This window comes from Pedobacter aquae (genome assembly GCF_008195825.1).
Taxonomy (GTDB): Bacteria; Bacteroidota; Bacteroidia; order Sphingobacteriales; family Sphingobacteriaceae; genus Pseudopedobacter; species Pseudopedobacter aquae.
This window is the reverse complement of record NZ_CP043329.1, coordinates 1,881,808-1,898,055: the sequence shown is the minus strand read 5'-3', so window position 1 is coordinate 1,898,055 and position 16,248 is coordinate 1,881,808. Positions and strand designations below refer to the sequence as shown.

Genomic DNA, 16,248 nt, shown 5'->3' with positions numbered 1-16,248 from the left:
CATCAACTATGGTCTTTCTAAATTCATTGGGCTTTGTTCAGGTTTTTCATCACCCAAAAGAACGCCCCAATGTTTAAACATCTCAGAGCGGTCAAAAATGATTTTGAGTACTGCAATAATAGGTAAGGCTAAAAACATTCCGGATATACCAGCAAGCGTACCGCCTATGATAACACCTAAAATGGCGCTTAAAGCATTTATTTTAACTTTTGAGCCCACAATCTTAGGCATTAAAATATTATTATCTAAAAACTGTACAGCAGCAATAACAACCAGAACAGTTAGAACAGGCCATAATTCTTCAGATGATGTTAGCGTAAGCAAAACACCAATGATATTGCCAAACAAGGCTCCTATATAAGGTATCAAGTTTAAAAGTGCAAATATAACCCCAATCAATAAAGCGTGTTTAATGCCAATAAGCATTAAAATTCCACCAAGTAAAATAGTCATATAGGTTACTTGTATCAATAAGCCTATTAAATAACTTTTAATGATGGTTTCAGTTGCCTTAAGGCTTTCTTTTACCTTTTCATGGCTATCGTCTTTAAACCACATAAAAATGAATCTCAGGAATAAGTTTTTGTAGAATAAGAACAAGTAAATATAAATAGGTAAAAGCCCAAAGAACAAGAAAAAGTCCGAAACAGAGCCTACTGCGCCGGATAGAATATTACCTGCCGAGCTAAGTAGCTTATTGCTTTGTTCGTTAATAAAATCTATTTGTTCTTTTGATGAGATTTTAAAGGTTTTATTAATCCAATAACTTAAAGAGTCTAAATGGGTATTTACATTTTGTTTAATCTGAGGAAAATCATCAGCCAAAACAGCTACTTGAGAAGATAAAAACCAAACTAAGCCAGCTACAACAACTAATAAAGTTATAATCGGTATAACAATAGAAATAATATCAGGAAACTTATATTTTTTAAAGAAACGATAAACCGGTAACAGCATAATGCTGATGAAAAAGGCCATTAATAGCGGCATGATAATATCGTTACCTAAGAAAATAACGGTCATAATCAGCACTAATCCTAAAAGCTCTATAGATCTTTTAACGGTTAAAGGAATATCTTTCATTTGTAAATATATCTGTTAATGGGCTGTAAATAATTTTCCTGATTGTAAATTGCAAATTTTTAGGATGATCTGGATGTTTTCAAGAAAAATATTTCTGCCATGTATTCTTTTATTGAGCAATGTTTATGCCGAAGCGCAACCTCTAGAAAACTGGATGAGTTTTAGAATAGCTAAAAAACTTACTCATAAATTTGCCATGTCGGTAGAATATATGCCTCGCTTTACTGGTTTTTTTGATAAGGAGCAGCTTTGGCTTTTAAGGCCTGATATCAAATACAATGTAAATAATGACCTAGAATTAGGCATTGGATACGCATATTTTGAGACATCGCAAGAAACTTTTTACAGTAAAGAAAACAGATTTTATATACAGGCTAACTATAGGAAAAATATAGGTTCTTTTAATACCATGAATAGGTTAAGAATAGAACAAAGATATTTTGATGAACATGCTAACTTAAGTTCCAACCTAAGGGTGAGATTTCAGATTAATTTGATAAAGAAATTATTAGCGCTTAATAAGCAAAGTGATTTAAGCTTAATTTTTGGAGATGAAATCATGTATAATTCAAGAGAAAATGCCGTGGGTTCTCATTTTGATCAAAATAGAATTCATTTAGGTTTTCAATGCGCTATTGGTCAAAAATTAAAGGTTAGTCCGTTTTACCAATTTACCCAACAAGAGTCTTTTAGTGGGAAAGATAGGTTTATATCTGCGTTGAGGGTAAATACCATTTTCAGTTTCTAAACTCTGGTTAAAACTAAAAAGACTGCCTTTTTTGTAGACAGTCTTTTTGAAAGTTTATTCTTGAAAAGGATGCTTATCCTAAATAAGATTTTAAGATTTTACTTCTTGAAGTATGACGAAGTCTTTGTAGCGCTTTATCTTTAATCTGACGAACACGTTCGCGGGTTAAGTTAAATTTTTCGCCAATTTCTTCTAAAGAAAGTGGATGATTGGTGCTTAAACCAAAGAAAAGGACAATAATTTCTCTTTCTCTTTCTGTTAAAGTTGATAAAGAACGTTTTATCTCTTCAGATAAAGATTCATCAATCAACATACTATCAGTATCCGGGTTATCGTTTTCTAGTACATCTAGAAGCGTATTTTCTTCTCCTTGTACAAACGGCGCATCCATGGATACATGACGACCAGAGTTACTTAATGTATCTGAAATTTTATCAACCGTAGTTTCTAAAATATCTGCAAGTTCTTCTGGAGATGGCTCTCTTTCAAATTCTTGTTCTAGTTTAGAAAACGCCTTACTAATCTTACTTAAAGAACCTACTTGGTTAAGCGGCAAACGTACAATACGTGATTGCTCTGCAATAGCTTGTAAGATTGATTGGCGAATCCACCAAACTGCATATGAAATGAATTTGAAACCTTTAGTTTCATCAAACCTTTTTGCGGCTTTAATTAAGCCTAAATTTCCCTCATTTATAAGGTCGCCTAGGGTAAGGCCTTGATTTTGATATTGTTTTGCTACGGAAACAACGAAACGTAAGTTTGTCTTTGTAAGACGTTCTAGGGCTGCTTGGTCGCCCTCTCTGATTTTCTGTGCGAGGATTACTTCCTCTTCTGCTGTAATTAGATCAACTTTTCCAATTTCGTGAAGGTACTTGTCAAGTGATTGTGATTCACGATTGGTAATGGATTGCGTAATCTTGAGTTGTCTCATCTATTTATTATATATTCTCTATTTTTCTGAATAACGAAAGCTTGCAAAGCTAATAAAACTTTGTTTGATTTAACGTTAATTATATGAAAATGTTGGAGTTATTTTAGAAAAAATTTAAATTAAACATTTAGAAATTGCTCCGCAAAAATCATTCCATCAACATTTTGTCAGGTGTCTGTTAAGATTTTGTTTTTTGTATTAATTTATTGATAGATAGATTTTTAAGCTCTTAATTAATCTTTTAAAAATAAATTCTTGTGCCAAAGCCGAGCTTAAAAATGTCATTCACGTCTAAACGCCTCATATTTTGAAAATAGCTTACAAAATACAGTTCATTGGTGTTAAATTCTGAATAGAAACTTATACTTTTATCCCAGATGTTTTAAAAATCTTCCTAGCATCCAACTTAATTTCTGTACTTAATGTAACATGAGGTCTAAAAGCGGTTGACCACCAATAATAACCTTCGGGATAATCATCATCATCCCAAGAAGAATCATAATCACCACCCGCATGATAAGATAAAAAGGCTCCAGGGTTAATTGGGAGTATCAAAGCCCAGTCGGTTAATCTAACAGCAAATGGTCTCCAGCTAAATTTTGCAGCAACAATATTTAAATCTCCACCAAACTTAGCGGGTACATATCCATAGCTGATGTCTAATGTGCTCGAGTGACTTTTATTAAGGAAATATCCTGCACCAACACTAAAGAAGCCTATACTTCCCGCATGCTGTACCGTGATACTGGTAGGCGTGTACCACTTATGTGGTACAGAATCTGGTTCTTGTGCAAAGCCTATTTGACCTATATATAAGCAAATGGCTAGCAAATATATTTTAGTAGGTAATGTTTTCATTTTTGAATAATTTCCCGTTTACAATTTCTACATACAAGCACTCTCTATTGGTGACGGCATCTGTTACAATAAATGGAACTCCACCTGCTATAGGATAATATAAATCGCTTTTATTTTCATGGGCAAATAAACAGGCTACTACTTTAGGGGCGTTAAATAAATGAATATAAGCGTCTTCCATTGCAGGGTCAAAATCTCCACCTCTTGGTGGGATGTGTGCTACCCCTACAATAGCCTCAACTTCATTGCTAGTTTGCAATTCTTGTGCTATCCATGTTAAATCTGGTACATTCCCGTTAAATTGATATTCCCTACTGTTGTCATCATGGCAAATAAACTTTACTCCTTTATGCGTGAAAGTGAAATTCAAATCGCCAAACATCTTTAGGTAAACATTTCTGCCGTTAGCTATTAAATCATGATTTCCAATGACGGCTAAATAGGGTACTTGTAAGCCGTTATAAATATCAGTTACCCAAACCATTTCTTGTAGTAAGCCAAAATCAGATATATCACCACTAAGGATCACAAAATCTAGCTTAGGGAATTTAGAATTTACCAATTTAACCAAAGCGGTTGCTTGGTCGTAAGAGCGCTGTGTATCTCCGGTAAGGATAAATCTTAAAGTATCATCTGCGGATTGTTGTTTTGCTAATTTAGCTATGTTTTTTGCGTTTATTGCCGATGCACTATTTTTTGAGAAGCTTTGATTTGGGCTGTATTCTAGTTTATTACAGGAAAAAGTAATACAGGAAACGAAAAGTGTAAGTAAATAGGTAAAAGATGGTTTTGCCAACATATAATGTTTTCGTCAGCAAGAATCAATTATTTAGCCAGTATGCTTTTTGCTAAAAATATTTTAAACAATTTGTTGCTTATAATCTTTCAAATCGAAAGTTTTATGAAGTCTTATCCCTTTTTCTGTCATCTGTAAAGTACAGCATTCATGAATGGGGTCATGTTCTAAAATTAGGATATAGTTGTTTTTTTCTGCCAGTTCCAATATCCTTTTTTTCTCTTCTAAGGTTTTTAAAGGAAACATATCGTAAGACATGACATAGGGCTGAGGGATATGGCCAACAGAAGGAAGTAAATCTGCCATATACAAGAATGTTGTGCCATCGATATGAATTTCAGGAAGCATCATTGCATCTGTATGGCCAAAAGCAAAGCGTATGTTAATATTTTCTGAAAAGGCATAACCATCTTCTACCGGAATGAATTTTAGCTGTCCACTTTCATGAATAGGTAGGATATTTTCTTTTAAAAAGGATGCTTTTTCTCTGGCATTGGGTAAAACAGCCCATTCCCAATGTTGTTGGTTGCTCCAATAATTTGCATTTTTAAATGCTGGAACTAGTTCATCACCTTTCTTGATGATAGAACCTCCACAATGATCAAAATGTAAATGTGTTAAAATAACATCAGTAATATCATCTTTGTTATAACCAAGTTTGGCTAAGGAACTATCTAAACTAGCATCACCATGTAAATGATAATGACTTAAAAATTTTTCATCTTGCTTATCGCCGATACCATTATCTACCAAAATGATTTTATCACCATCTTCAATCAGCAAACAACGCATGGCCCATGTGCATAGATTGTTTTCATCTGCCGGGTTGGTTTTATTCCAGATAGCTTTTGGTACAACACCAAACATAGCACCACCATCTAATTTAAAAAAACCGGTATCTAAGGTATGGAGTTTCATGGTAGTTGGTTAGGTGTTAGTTGGTTAGTTTGTTAGGTATTAGTTTGTTAGGGCTTATTGTGATGTTAGTTGGCTAGTTATTAGTTGGTTAGTTTGTTAGGGCTTGTCGTAATTTTAGTTTGTTAGATATTAGTTGGTTAGTTTGTTAGTGCTTGTCGTAATTTTAGTTTGTTAGTTATTAGTTGGTTAGTTTGTTAGTGCTTGTCGTAATTTTAGTTTGTTAGTTATTAGTTGGTTAGTTTGTTAGTGCTTGTCGTAATTTTAGTTTGTTAGGTATTAGTTGGTTAGTTTGTTAGTACTTGTCGTAATTTTAGTTTGTTAGAAATTAAAGATAAATCAACTAACCATCTAACCAACTAACCATCTAACCAACTAACCATCTAACCAACTAACCATCTAACCATCTAACAAACTAACCAACTAACCATCTAACCAACTAACCATCTAACAAACTAACCATCTAACCAACTAAATTACAAATGAATCACTTCTCCGTAAGCATCTGCTGCCGCTTCCATGATGGCTTCGCTCATGGTAGGGTGTGGGTGTACAGATTTTACGATTTCCATACCAGTAGTTTCTAATTTTCTAGCTACTACAATTTCGGCAATCATTTCTGTAACGTTAGTTCCTATCATGTGTGCGCCAAGGAATTCGCCATATTTAGCGTCAAAAATAACTTTAACAAAGCCATCTTTAGCGCCTGCTGCACTCGCTTTTCCTGAAGCAGAGAATGGGAACTTACCTACTTTAATTTCGTAACCTGCTTCTTTTGCTTTTTTCTCGGTATAGCCAACTGAAGCAATTTCAGGAGAGCAATAAGTACATCCTGGGATATTGTTATAGTCTAGAGGTTCTGGGTGGTGACCAGCAATTTTCTCAACGCAAATAATACCTTCTGCAGAGGCAACGTGAGCTAGAGCTTGACCCATCACAATATCTCCAATAGCGTAAACACCATCTACATTAGTTTTGTAAAATTTATCTACAAGAACTTTTCCTTTATCGGTTTTAACTCCAACATCTTCTAAACCAATTCCTTCTATGTTGGTAGTAACCCCAACAGCAGATAAAACAACTTCGGCTTCTATTTCTTTAACGCCACTTTCTGTTTTGATAGAAACTTTGCAAAGTTCTCCGCTAGTGTTAACAGCTTCTACAGAAGATTTTGTCATGATTTCTATACCCACTTTTTTGAAAGAGCGAGCCAATTGTTTTGAGATTTCTTCATCCTCAACTGGGACAATATTATCCATAAACTCAACAATGGTTACTTTGGTACCCATGGTTGCATAGAAATAGGCAAACTCAACACCAATAGCGCCAGAACCTACGACTACTAAGCTTTTAGGTAGTTTTGGAAGCACCATAGCATCGCGGTAGCCAATAATTTTTTTACCGTCTTGTTTTAAGTTTGGAAGCTCTCTAGAACGGCCACCTGTTGCTAAAATAGTATGCTTTGCTGTATACTCTTTAACAGAACCATCGGCAGTTTTAATTTCTACTTTACCACCTTTTTTTATTTTTCCATACCCCATGATGACATCGATTTTATTTTTCTTCATCAGGAATTGGATTCCTTTACTCATGCCATCGGCAACACCACGACTTCTCTTTATAACAGCTTCAAAATCAGCCTCAGCGCCATTAACTTTAATACCGTAATCTGCAGCATGATTGATATATTCAAAAACTTGAGCACTTTTCAACAACGCTTTTGTTGGTATACAACCCCAGTTTAGGCAAATTCCACCTAAAGACTCTTTTTCTACAATAGCAGTTTTTAAGCCCAGTTGTGCCGCTCTAATAGCTGCTACATATCCACCCGGACCGCTACCAATAACAATAAGATCGTAATTCATATCTATTTAAATTTGGCTTCGAATTTAAGAAAATAATCTAAAAAGGGGAGTGAAGTATTAACATAACAATGCTTTTTAATCATAACTAGATGTAATAATTGTAAAATGTTAATAAATTCTTTGTGGAATTAACATTAATTTAATGTAAATGATAATGCAAAGTGATTTCTTCAAGTTATCTTTGCCCTTAATTAACACTAACTTATAATTTATGAAGAAGTATTTACTAACACTAAATTACTTGTTTGTACTGATGCTAGCTGTCACTTCTGTGGCTTATGGGCAAATTACAACTAGTAGTATGACTGGAACAGTGCGAGACTCTAAAGAAACTATTATTGGAGGTACTGTAAAAGCAACACACTTACCAACCGGTACAGTTTATGCCACTACCACAAACGCTGATGGTAGATTTTCCCTTTTAAACATGAGACCAGGCGGTCCTTACACAGTTCAAATAACTTATATAGGTTATCAGGCTAAAACTTCAAGTAACCTTTTCTTAACCTTAGGAGAGCCGTTTGTTCTGAATGTTACTTTATCACAAGCTAGTACAGAGTTAAGCGAAATAGTTATAACTGCGGGTGGTAATTCAATTTTAAGTTCAGACAGATCAGGTTCTGTAACTAATATTGGTACAGCTCAGATTAATGAGATTCCTACAATCAACAGAGGTATTAATAGCTTGACCAGGGTAACCCCTCAAGCGCAAGGTAATAGTATTGGTGGTGGTAATTATCGTCAAAATAACATTACGGTCGATGGTGCAAACTTTAACAATAGTTTTGGTATTGGAACTAACTTACCTGGTGGTCAAGCAAATCCTATTGTATTAGATGCTTTAGGAGAGATTTCTGTAAATGTTACTCCTGTAGACGTAAGACAATCAGGTTTTATTGGTGGTGCTGTTAATGCTACAACACGTTCAGGAACAAATGAGTTTTCTGGTTCTGCGTATACTTATTTTAGAAATCAAAATAATGTAGGTACGAGAGTTGGAGGACACGATGAGTTAATTCCTAACCCTAATGATGTAAAAATTTATGGATTTAGACTTGGTGGACCTATCATTAAGAATAAATTATTCTTCTTTGCTAGTGTTGAATCTGATAAACAAGATAGACCAGGTCAAAATAGATTAGCATCTATTGATCCATCAGATTTTGGTGTTAACCCGAGAGCAAATAGACCAACAAGAGCAGAGCTAGATGAGATAAGCCAGTATTTAAGAGATACCTATGGTTATGAAACCGGGGCTTACGATGGCTATGGCTTTCAAAGTGAGCGTTTAAACTTATTAGGTAGATTAGATTGGAATATCAATAAAGACCATAAATTCACACTGCGTTATTCGCAATTAGAAAGTAAAAGCCCTACTTTTTTAAGTGGCTCCACTAATCCTTTCTTAGGTAGCCCTTATCCTGTAAATGGATCTAGAACAGATAATAACGCTTTAGCTTTTGAAAATTCAAACTATTTTACAGATAATAACTATTATTCCCTAGTTGCAGAGTTAAACTCAACATTTGGTGGAGGTAGATTTTCCAACACTTTAAGAGCATCTTACTCTAATCAAAACGAACCTAGAACCAGCAATAGTTCTGTATTTCCATTCGTTGATATCCTAAAAGACGGAAGACCATTTACTTCTTTTGGTTATGAGCCATTTAGTTTTGGAAACCTAAGAGATGTAGAATCTTATAATGTTATAGATTATGTACAAACTACAATTGGAAGACATAATTTATTAGCAGGTATTGAGTTTGAAACCAGTACTACGCAAAACGGTTTCCAACGTTTTGGAACTAGTTACTATATCTTCAATTCTTTTGATGATTTTAAAAATGATGTAGACCCAATTGGTTACGCAAAAACTTTTTCTTTAACCCCGGGATATGCTCAGGCATTCCCTACTTTTAGAGACTCGAAATATTCATTATATGCTCAAGATGACTTTACAGTAAATGATAGATTACGTTTGTCTTTTGGTATTAGAGGGGACTTATACACTTATAAGCAAGATTTATTAAGTCATCCACTGTTAAAACCGTTAACCTTTGCAAATGGTGAGAAATTAGATACTGGTGTTTTACCGAGTTCTGCTTTACTTATTTCACCAAGATTTGGTTTTAATTATGATGTAAAAGGAGATAGAACCTTACAATTTAGAGGTGCTGTTGGTGTTTATTCTGGAGGTATTCCAAAAGTTTGGATTGTTAGTCAAGCAGGAGATTCAGGTTTGTTACAATTCTCGGAAGTTTTGCAAAATAATTTTGCACCTATTCCAAATAGAAAATTTAGTGAGGATATTAACGCTTATCTACCTACAACACAACCAACGCCTGGTCAGGCTTTACCTAATGCAATTTCTATGCTGACCCCAAATGTAAAAGCACCACAAGCTTTTAAAACAAGTTTAGCTATGGATGTTAAATTACCTTTAGGTTTAATTGGTACTATTGAAGGTATTTATAATTATGATATTAATCAGGTGTTTTTTAGAAATCCAAACTTAGATCCTACTAAAGCCGCACCTTTAAACGTTTCTGGATATCCAGATAATAGAATAATTTATCCGAATGCCAATGCGGATAAGTATATCAATAAATTAACTAGCGCTGGTTTGGTAACACCAACTGCAACAGGCGCTTTAAACACTTATGTTTTAGATAATGCTAGTGGTGGTTACAATTATTCTGTCACAGCTAGAATAGAGAAGCAATTTAGTAAAGGCTTCTCGTCATTTATTGCTTACACCAGACAAGAAGGTAAAAACTTTTTTGATGGCGGCGGTGATCAACCATCAGGTTCTTGGTTAAATAATCCTACTGTTAATGGTTCTAATAGTAAAGAACTAGGATATAATGGATTTGTACCTGATAGAGTTGTAGCGGGTATTACTTACAAGAAAGAATACTTACGTAATTTAGGAACCACTATTTCTTTGATCTATGAAGGTTCAAGTCAAGGTAGAGTTTCTTACACCTATTCTCAAGATATGAATAGAGATGGAGCTAATGCTGATTTAATTTATGTTCCAAGAAACCCTAGCGAGATTACTTTTACTCCTTTTACCGCTGGTACTGCACCTAATCAAATTACATATACTGCTCAACAGCAAAGTGATTTGTTCTTTAGATTGATAGAGCAAGATAAATACTTGAACTCAAGAAGAGGTCAGTATGCAGAACGTAATGGTGGACTTTTACCATGGGTTAATAACGTAGATTTAAACTTACTTCAAGATTTATTTGTTAACGTAGGTAAAAAGAAAAATACGTTGCAATTCAATGTAACAGTAGAAAACTTTGGGAATTTAATTAACAGAAACTGGGGAGTACGCTATTTCTTAGTTAGAAATCAATTATTAGTACCTACTAATTTAGCCGCACTTGATGCAAATGGTGCTACAAGACCTACTTATAGATTACAGTTTGATGGAAATGCACCATCACCAACAATTCTAAGAGATAACGTAGGCTTTGCATCTACATACAGTATGCAATTTGGGTTAAGGTATATATTTAATTAATATATAAGTTGTTAATTAAAATAAGAAAATGAAGATGAAACTCATAAATTCAAACATAAAAATATTAGGCTTAGTAGCCTTATTTATAAGTTCTATGACTTCTTGTAAACAAGAAGATGAACTTTCAATTAATCCAAATGGAGTTAGGCCAAACGTTACTTTTGTTGGTTTAACTAATACCAATACTGTTAGTACAGGCGGTCAATTAATTAGATACAATGCATCAAATGTTAATCAAATAGTTGGCGCAGCCGTATCTATTAGTGGTTTACAAACAGGAGAAAGTATTTTAGCTATAGATTATCGTCCAGCTACTGGTATTTTATATGGTATTAGTAACCAGAGTAGATTATATATTCTAAATCCTTTAAATGGAAATGCTAGAGCTGTAAACTCAACTCCTTTTACTCCAGCATTAGCTACAACGGTAGGTATAGTAGCAGGTTTTGATTTTGACCCAACCTTAGATTTTATAAGATTGATTACTAAGACTGGTCAAAATTATAGGCTAAACCCTAATGATGGAACTATATTAGCAACCGATGGAGCAATTAATAGTGTTTCTGATGCTGTTTTAGTTGAGGCTGCTTATACTAATAATTTAAATGGATCTAATACTACTGAACTATACAACTTGGATTTAATTAATGCAAGATTATATAAGCAAGTTCCTAATACAGGTGCTTTAACAACGGTAGGTTCTTTAGGTATCAGACCTATTACTATTAATACTGATCCAACATTTTCTACAGCTTACAATACTAATATCACAAACTTTAGGAATTCTGCTTTAGCAGGTTTTGATATTGCTCCAAATGGGGAGGCCTTGGCTGTATTTACCAATCAAAATGGCGCCGCACCTGCAATACCTATAGGTGGTATTACTGCTGGTCCTCCTGCTAATCCTTCATCTGCTGTAAATGCAGTTCCTGGAAACCCAACGTTATTCCAAATTAACTTGGCAACAGGAAAAGCAATTGATTTAGGGGTTATACCTTTGCCTGCACCAAATAATGGGGTTGCTGCAACCGCTTTAATTGGTTTAGCTATCGCTCCAGCACCTGTTGGTTATGCTATTGATGATGCTAATAACAACTTATTAATATTTAACTTAACTAAACCAGAGCCTGTTTCCAAAACAATAAGTGGTTTGCAAGCTAATGAAACTATTGTGGGTTTAGATTTTAGGCCATTAAATGGCCAGTTGTATGCTTTAGGTAATTCTAGTAGAGTTTATGTGATTAATCCAGCTACCGGAGCGGCAACAGTAGTAGGAACTTTACCATTAGTTCCATTGTTGTCAGGTACATCATTTGGTTTTGATTTTATTCCTAATGCTGATTTAATTAGGATAGTTAGTAATACTGGCCAGAATTTAAGAGTAAGTCCTACAACAGGATTAGTTTCAAACATAGATGCTGGAATAAACGGAAGTAATAGTGTGACATTCTCTGCAACAGCATATAATAACAATCTTCTCCCTTCTTCAAATCCTGTATTCTTTGTGATGAATACAACTACAGATAGTTTGTATAGAATTAACGATGCGGCAAATGGAAGAGTAACAAGAGTAGGGAAATTAAACGTAACTGCTGATGCTGCAAATGGTTTTGATGTTGGTGCGGTAAGTAATACCGCATATGCTATCCTTACCAAAGGAACAGAAACTAGAATTTACACCATCAACTTAAGTTTAGGTTCTGCAAATCCTGGGGTTGTGTTTCCAAGAAAAGTTAGAGCTTTCACAGTAGGTTTAGGTTTCTAGTTATAATTATTTGAACATTTAGGCCATTAGTGAAAACTGATGGCCTTTTTTATTTTGTAACAATTGCATGAAAAAAAACACAATCTTGTTTTTAACGTTAATTTTGGATTGACAACACTAACAATATGAAGAAAATTAAATTTTTTGCAATTCTATCGCTTTCGCTTTTATTACTTTTAGGTAATATAGCTAAAGCTGATGAAGGGATGTGGATCCCGATGCTGATTGGTAAAAACTACGATCAGATGAAAAAACAGGGTTTTAAATTAACTCCTGAAGACCTTTACAGTATTAATAAAGCTAGTTTAAAAGATGCAATTGTTTCTTTCGGTGGATTTTGTACCGGAGAAATTGTTTCTAAAAACGGATTGATTTTTACTAACCACCATTGTGGTTATGATGCTATCGCTTCAAAATCTACACCGCAGGATAACATTCTAGATAATGGTTTTTACGCAAAAAACTTTGGTGAAGAAAAGCCAATTCCGGGTCTTTTTGTTAATTTTTTGGTAAAGATGGAGGACGTTACACAAAAAGTTATGGATGCTACTCAAGGTCTTTCTGATAAGGAAAAGGCTGCTAAAATTTTAGAAGTAGGAAAAAGTTTAGCGGCAGAAGCTACAAAAGGAACTAATTATGAGGCTTTTGTAAGAGATTTCTATAAAGGCAATCAGTATTTTCTTTACATTTTTGAGAAATTTAATGATATCAGATTGGTTGGTACTCCGCCACAATCTATTGGTAAGTTTGGTGGCGATACCGATAACTGGGAATGGCCACGTCATACCGGAGATTTCTCTGTTTTTAGAGTTTATGCTAATCAAGACAATAAACCAGCAGCTTACGCTGCTGATAACAAACCTTATGTTCCTAAAAAATACCTGCCTGTATCTATAAAAGGCATTGAAAATGGCGATTTTGCTATGGTTTATGGTTTCCCAGGAAGAACAGATAGATTTTTAACTTCTCATGGTGTTAAGTTGGCAACCGAGTATGTTTCGCCAGAAATTGTTAAACTAAGAGATATCCGTTTAAAGGCTTGGAAAGAAGAAATGGATAAGGATGTAGCTTTCAGACTGAAAATTTCTTCTAAATATGCTAGCATTGCTAATTATTGGAAATACTTTATTGGCCAAACTGAGCAATTAAAAAGACTAAAGATTTACGACAAGAAGCAAGAAGAGGAAGCTAATTTTACTACTTGGGCGGCCAATACACCAGAATATGCTTCTTTAATGCAAAAATATAGTGATATCTATAAAGCCTATGAAGCTTATGCTGTACACAGAGCTTTTATCAATGAAGGCTTTATGGCTTCAGAATGGGTGAAAATAGGGATGCAGCTTGGTCCCATCATTAATGCTTTAGAAAAAGCAAAAGATAACCCAGAAGCTTTAAAAAATATTAAGGCTAGAGTAGAAGAAACCGTAGCTGCTTATGAAACAGTTTATAATGAATCTGCTGATAAGAAGATATTTGCTCAAATTCTAAATGCTTTTTATACAGATATTCCTAAAAGTCAACATCCACAATTTATCACTTTAATTTTAGAAAAATATTGGGATGGTTCACCAGAAGCTACATTTAAGAAGTTTACTAATGAAGTTTGGGAGAAATCTTTAATAGTTAAACCAGAAGCTCTAAGAGCTTTCTTAAATAACCCTGATTTAAAGGCTTTAGATAAAGATCCGGGATACCAATATGCTAAAAATCTGGTTCCAGCAGAGTATGTAAAATCTAATTTTGGAGGTATCATTACAGATTTTGAAGAAAGTAAAGCAAAGCTAGATCATTTACATCTTCAAGCTTTACTAAAGAAGAGTAATGGAAAATTAATGTTCCCTGATGCAAACTCAACCATGAGAATTTCTTATGGAAACGTTCAAAATTACTCTCCTAAGGATGGTATTTTATACCAAACCACAACTTCTATTGATGGTATGATGCAAAAATATGTTCCTGGTGATGATGAGTTTGATTTACCTCAGAATTTAATAGAAGCTTATAACGCCAAGAATTTTGGAAGATATGGTAAGAACGGAACTTTAACGGTTGGTTTTATTAGTAATAATGATATTACTGGCGGTAATTCTGGTTCTCCGGTTATCAATGGTAAAGGAGAGCTTATTGGTTTAGCATTTGATGGTAACTGGGAAGCCATGAGTGGCGATATCGCTTTTGATAAGAACTATAAACGTACTATCAACGTTGATGTTAGATTTGTTTTATGGTGTATTGATGTACTTGGAGGTGCAAAAAATATCATTGATGAATTAGATATTAGAACTAAATAATAAAGTTGCTTTGACAACAAAAAAGGGCTTTTGAAATTTCAGAAGCCCTTTTTTTAATATCTATCATGTTCTTAGTTGTAGATAAATGTGCCGTATTGACTATCTACAGTGACTTGCTTCGTTTCAGAAGCTTCTACTCTTCCAATAATTTGTGCTTTAACACCAAAAGATGATGATATTTCGATAATATCTTCAGCTATGTTTTCGTCTACATAAAGTTCCATACGATGTCCCATATTAAAAACTTTATACATTTCTTTCCAATCTGTACCAGATTGTTCTTGAATCAATTCAAACAATGTAGGAGTAGGGAATAAATTATCTTTTATCACATGTAGGTTTTCTATAAAGTGAAGAACCTTTGTTTGTGCGCCTCCACTACAATGTACCATGCCATTTATTTGACTTCTGTATTTGTCTAATATTTGTTTGATAATAGGAGCATAAGTTCTGGTTGGAGATAAAACCAATTTTCCTGCTGTTAAAACTGTAGTATCATTAACTTTAATTTCATCAGTTAATTTTTTACTGCCAGAGAATAATAAGTCGTAAGGAACTGCTGGGTCATAACTCTCTGGATATTTTTCAGCAATATATTTATGAAAAACATCATGTCTTGCGGATGTAAGTCCGTTAGACCCCATTCCTCCATTATAAAAGCTTTCGTAATTAGCTTGCCCATCTGATGCTAAACCAACTATTACATTTCCTGCTTTTATGGTGTGGTTAGAAATAATATCAGAACGTTTCATTCTGCAAGTAACGGTAGAGTCTACAATGATGGTTCTAACAATATCGCCAACATCAGCTGTTTCTCCGCCTGTTGAGTAAATATTTACACCCATAGAGCGTAAATCTGCTAAGATTTCCTCGGTACCATTAATAATTTCGGCGATAACTTCGCCTGGAATTAAGTTTTTATTTCTTCCTATGGTTGATGATAATAAAATTTTATCAGTTGCACCTACACAAAGTAAATCATCAAGGTTCATGATGATAGCGTCTTGTGCTATGCCTTTCCATACCGATAAATCTCCGGTTTCTTTCCAATAGATATAAGCTAGAGATGATTTTGTTCCGGCACCATCTGCATGCATGATATTGCAATAAGCATCGTCATCACCTAAAATATCAGGAATGATTTTACAAAAAGCTTGAGGGAAAATTCCTTTATCTATATTTTTTATTGCGTTATGTACGTCTTCTTTACCCGCAGAAACGCCTCTTTGATTGTATCTATTATCACTCATGGTTTGCAAAGATAATAAAGTAGGGAGTAGAAAGTAGAAAGTAAGAATTAAAAAGACAGAACTGTATAAAAAATTTGTTATCTGGATTGCGTTAGGGATTGTCCAAAAGGGATGCTTTTGGTAAAGACCCTTTTTGCAGATAGGCGAGGATACAGGTCTCAATGGTTAAGCATGTTTCCTAGGGGAGACTGCTTTGGAGCAATGTAAA

Annotated in this window: 11 protein-coding genes; 4 read left to right on the top strand and 7 right to left on the bottom strand. The window is 34.3% G+C overall.

From position 1 onward, the window contains the following. Positions 1-6: 6 nt before the first annotated feature. Positions 7-1,083: an AI-2E family transporter gene (locus tag FYC62_RS08290; RefSeq protein ID WP_149074614.1), complete on the bottom strand. Its 1,077-nt coding sequence runs from the start codon at positions 1,081-1,083 to the stop codon at positions 7-9. Between the two features lie 73 nt (positions 1,084-1,156). Between FYC62_RS08290 and FYC62_RS08285 the strand changes: the two genes are divergently transcribed. Then, positions 1,157-1,831, top strand: a complete 675-nt coding sequence (locus tag FYC62_RS08285; RefSeq protein WP_168199413.1) for a DUF2490 domain-containing protein — start codon at positions 1,157-1,159, stop codon at positions 1,829-1,831. 73 nt (positions 1,832-1,904) lie between these two features. Here the strand turns inward: FYC62_RS08285 and FYC62_RS08280 are convergent, their stop codons facing one another. The 5 genes from FYC62_RS08280 to lpdA all read right to left on the bottom strand — a co-directional run bounded on the left by FYC62_RS08280 (position 1,905) and on the right by lpdA (position 7,199). Further along, entirely contained in the window at positions 1,905-2,765 is an 861-nt protein-coding gene (locus tag FYC62_RS08280; RefSeq protein WP_039447530.1) for a sigma-70 family RNA polymerase sigma factor, read from the bottom strand. Between the two features lie 360 nt (positions 2,766-3,125). Further along, positions 3,126-3,623: a hypothetical protein gene (locus FYC62_RS08275; protein ID WP_149074612.1), complete on the bottom strand. Its 498-nt coding sequence runs from the start codon at positions 3,621-3,623 to the stop codon at positions 3,126-3,128. Further along, a complete protein-coding gene (locus FYC62_RS08270) occupies positions 3,604-4,422 on the bottom strand; it encodes a metallophosphoesterase family protein (protein WP_149074611.1) in 819 nt (272 codons plus the stop codon). Before FYC62_RS08270 ends, FYC62_RS08275 begins: the two co-directional genes overlap by 20 nt. A gap of 60 nt (positions 4,423-4,482) precedes the next feature. Further along, positions 4,483-5,337, bottom strand: coding sequence for an MBL fold metallo-hydrolase (locus FYC62_RS08265; protein ID WP_149074610.1), 855 nt, complete (start codon positions 5,335-5,337; stop codon positions 4,483-4,485). Between the two features lie 473 nt (positions 5,338-5,810). Then, the gene (gene lpdA / locus FYC62_RS08260; protein ID WP_149074609.1) at positions 5,811-7,199 is read right to left on the bottom strand and encodes a dihydrolipoyl dehydrogenase; all 1,389 of its coding nucleotides are present in this window, start codon (positions 7,197-7,199) and stop codon (positions 5,811-5,813) included. Positions 7,200-7,410: 211 nt separating this feature from the next. Here lpdA and FYC62_RS08255 point away from each other — a divergent pair, with 211 nt between their 5' ends. The 3 genes from FYC62_RS08255 to FYC62_RS08245 all read left to right on the top strand — a co-directional run bounded on the left by FYC62_RS08255 (position 7,411) and on the right by FYC62_RS08245 (position 14,790). Then, on the top strand, positions 7,411-10,731 hold the full coding sequence (locus FYC62_RS08255; RefSeq protein ID WP_240534866.1) for a TonB-dependent receptor: 3,321 nt from the start codon (positions 7,411-7,413) through the stop codon (positions 10,729-10,731). 28 nt (positions 10,732-10,759) lie between these two features. Further along, positions 10,760-12,496: a DUF4394 domain-containing protein gene (locus tag FYC62_RS08250; protein WP_052176710.1), complete on the top strand. Its 1,737-nt coding sequence runs from the start codon at positions 10,760-10,762 to the stop codon at positions 12,494-12,496. Positions 12,497-12,621: 125 nt separating this feature from the next. Next, positions 12,622-14,790 carry a S46 family peptidase gene (locus FYC62_RS08245; RefSeq protein WP_149074608.1) on the top strand — a complete coding sequence of 723 codons (2,169 nt, stop codon included), beginning with the start codon at positions 12,622-12,624 and terminating at the stop codon, positions 14,788-14,790. 71 nt (positions 14,791-14,861) lie between these two features. Here FYC62_RS08245 and FYC62_RS08240 read toward each other — a convergent pair whose 3' ends face one another. After that, positions 14,862-16,040, bottom strand: a complete 1,179-nt coding sequence (locus FYC62_RS08240) for an AIR synthase related protein (RefSeq protein ID WP_149074607.1) — start codon at positions 16,038-16,040, stop codon at positions 14,862-14,864. Positions 16,041-16,248 lie beyond the last annotated feature (208 nt).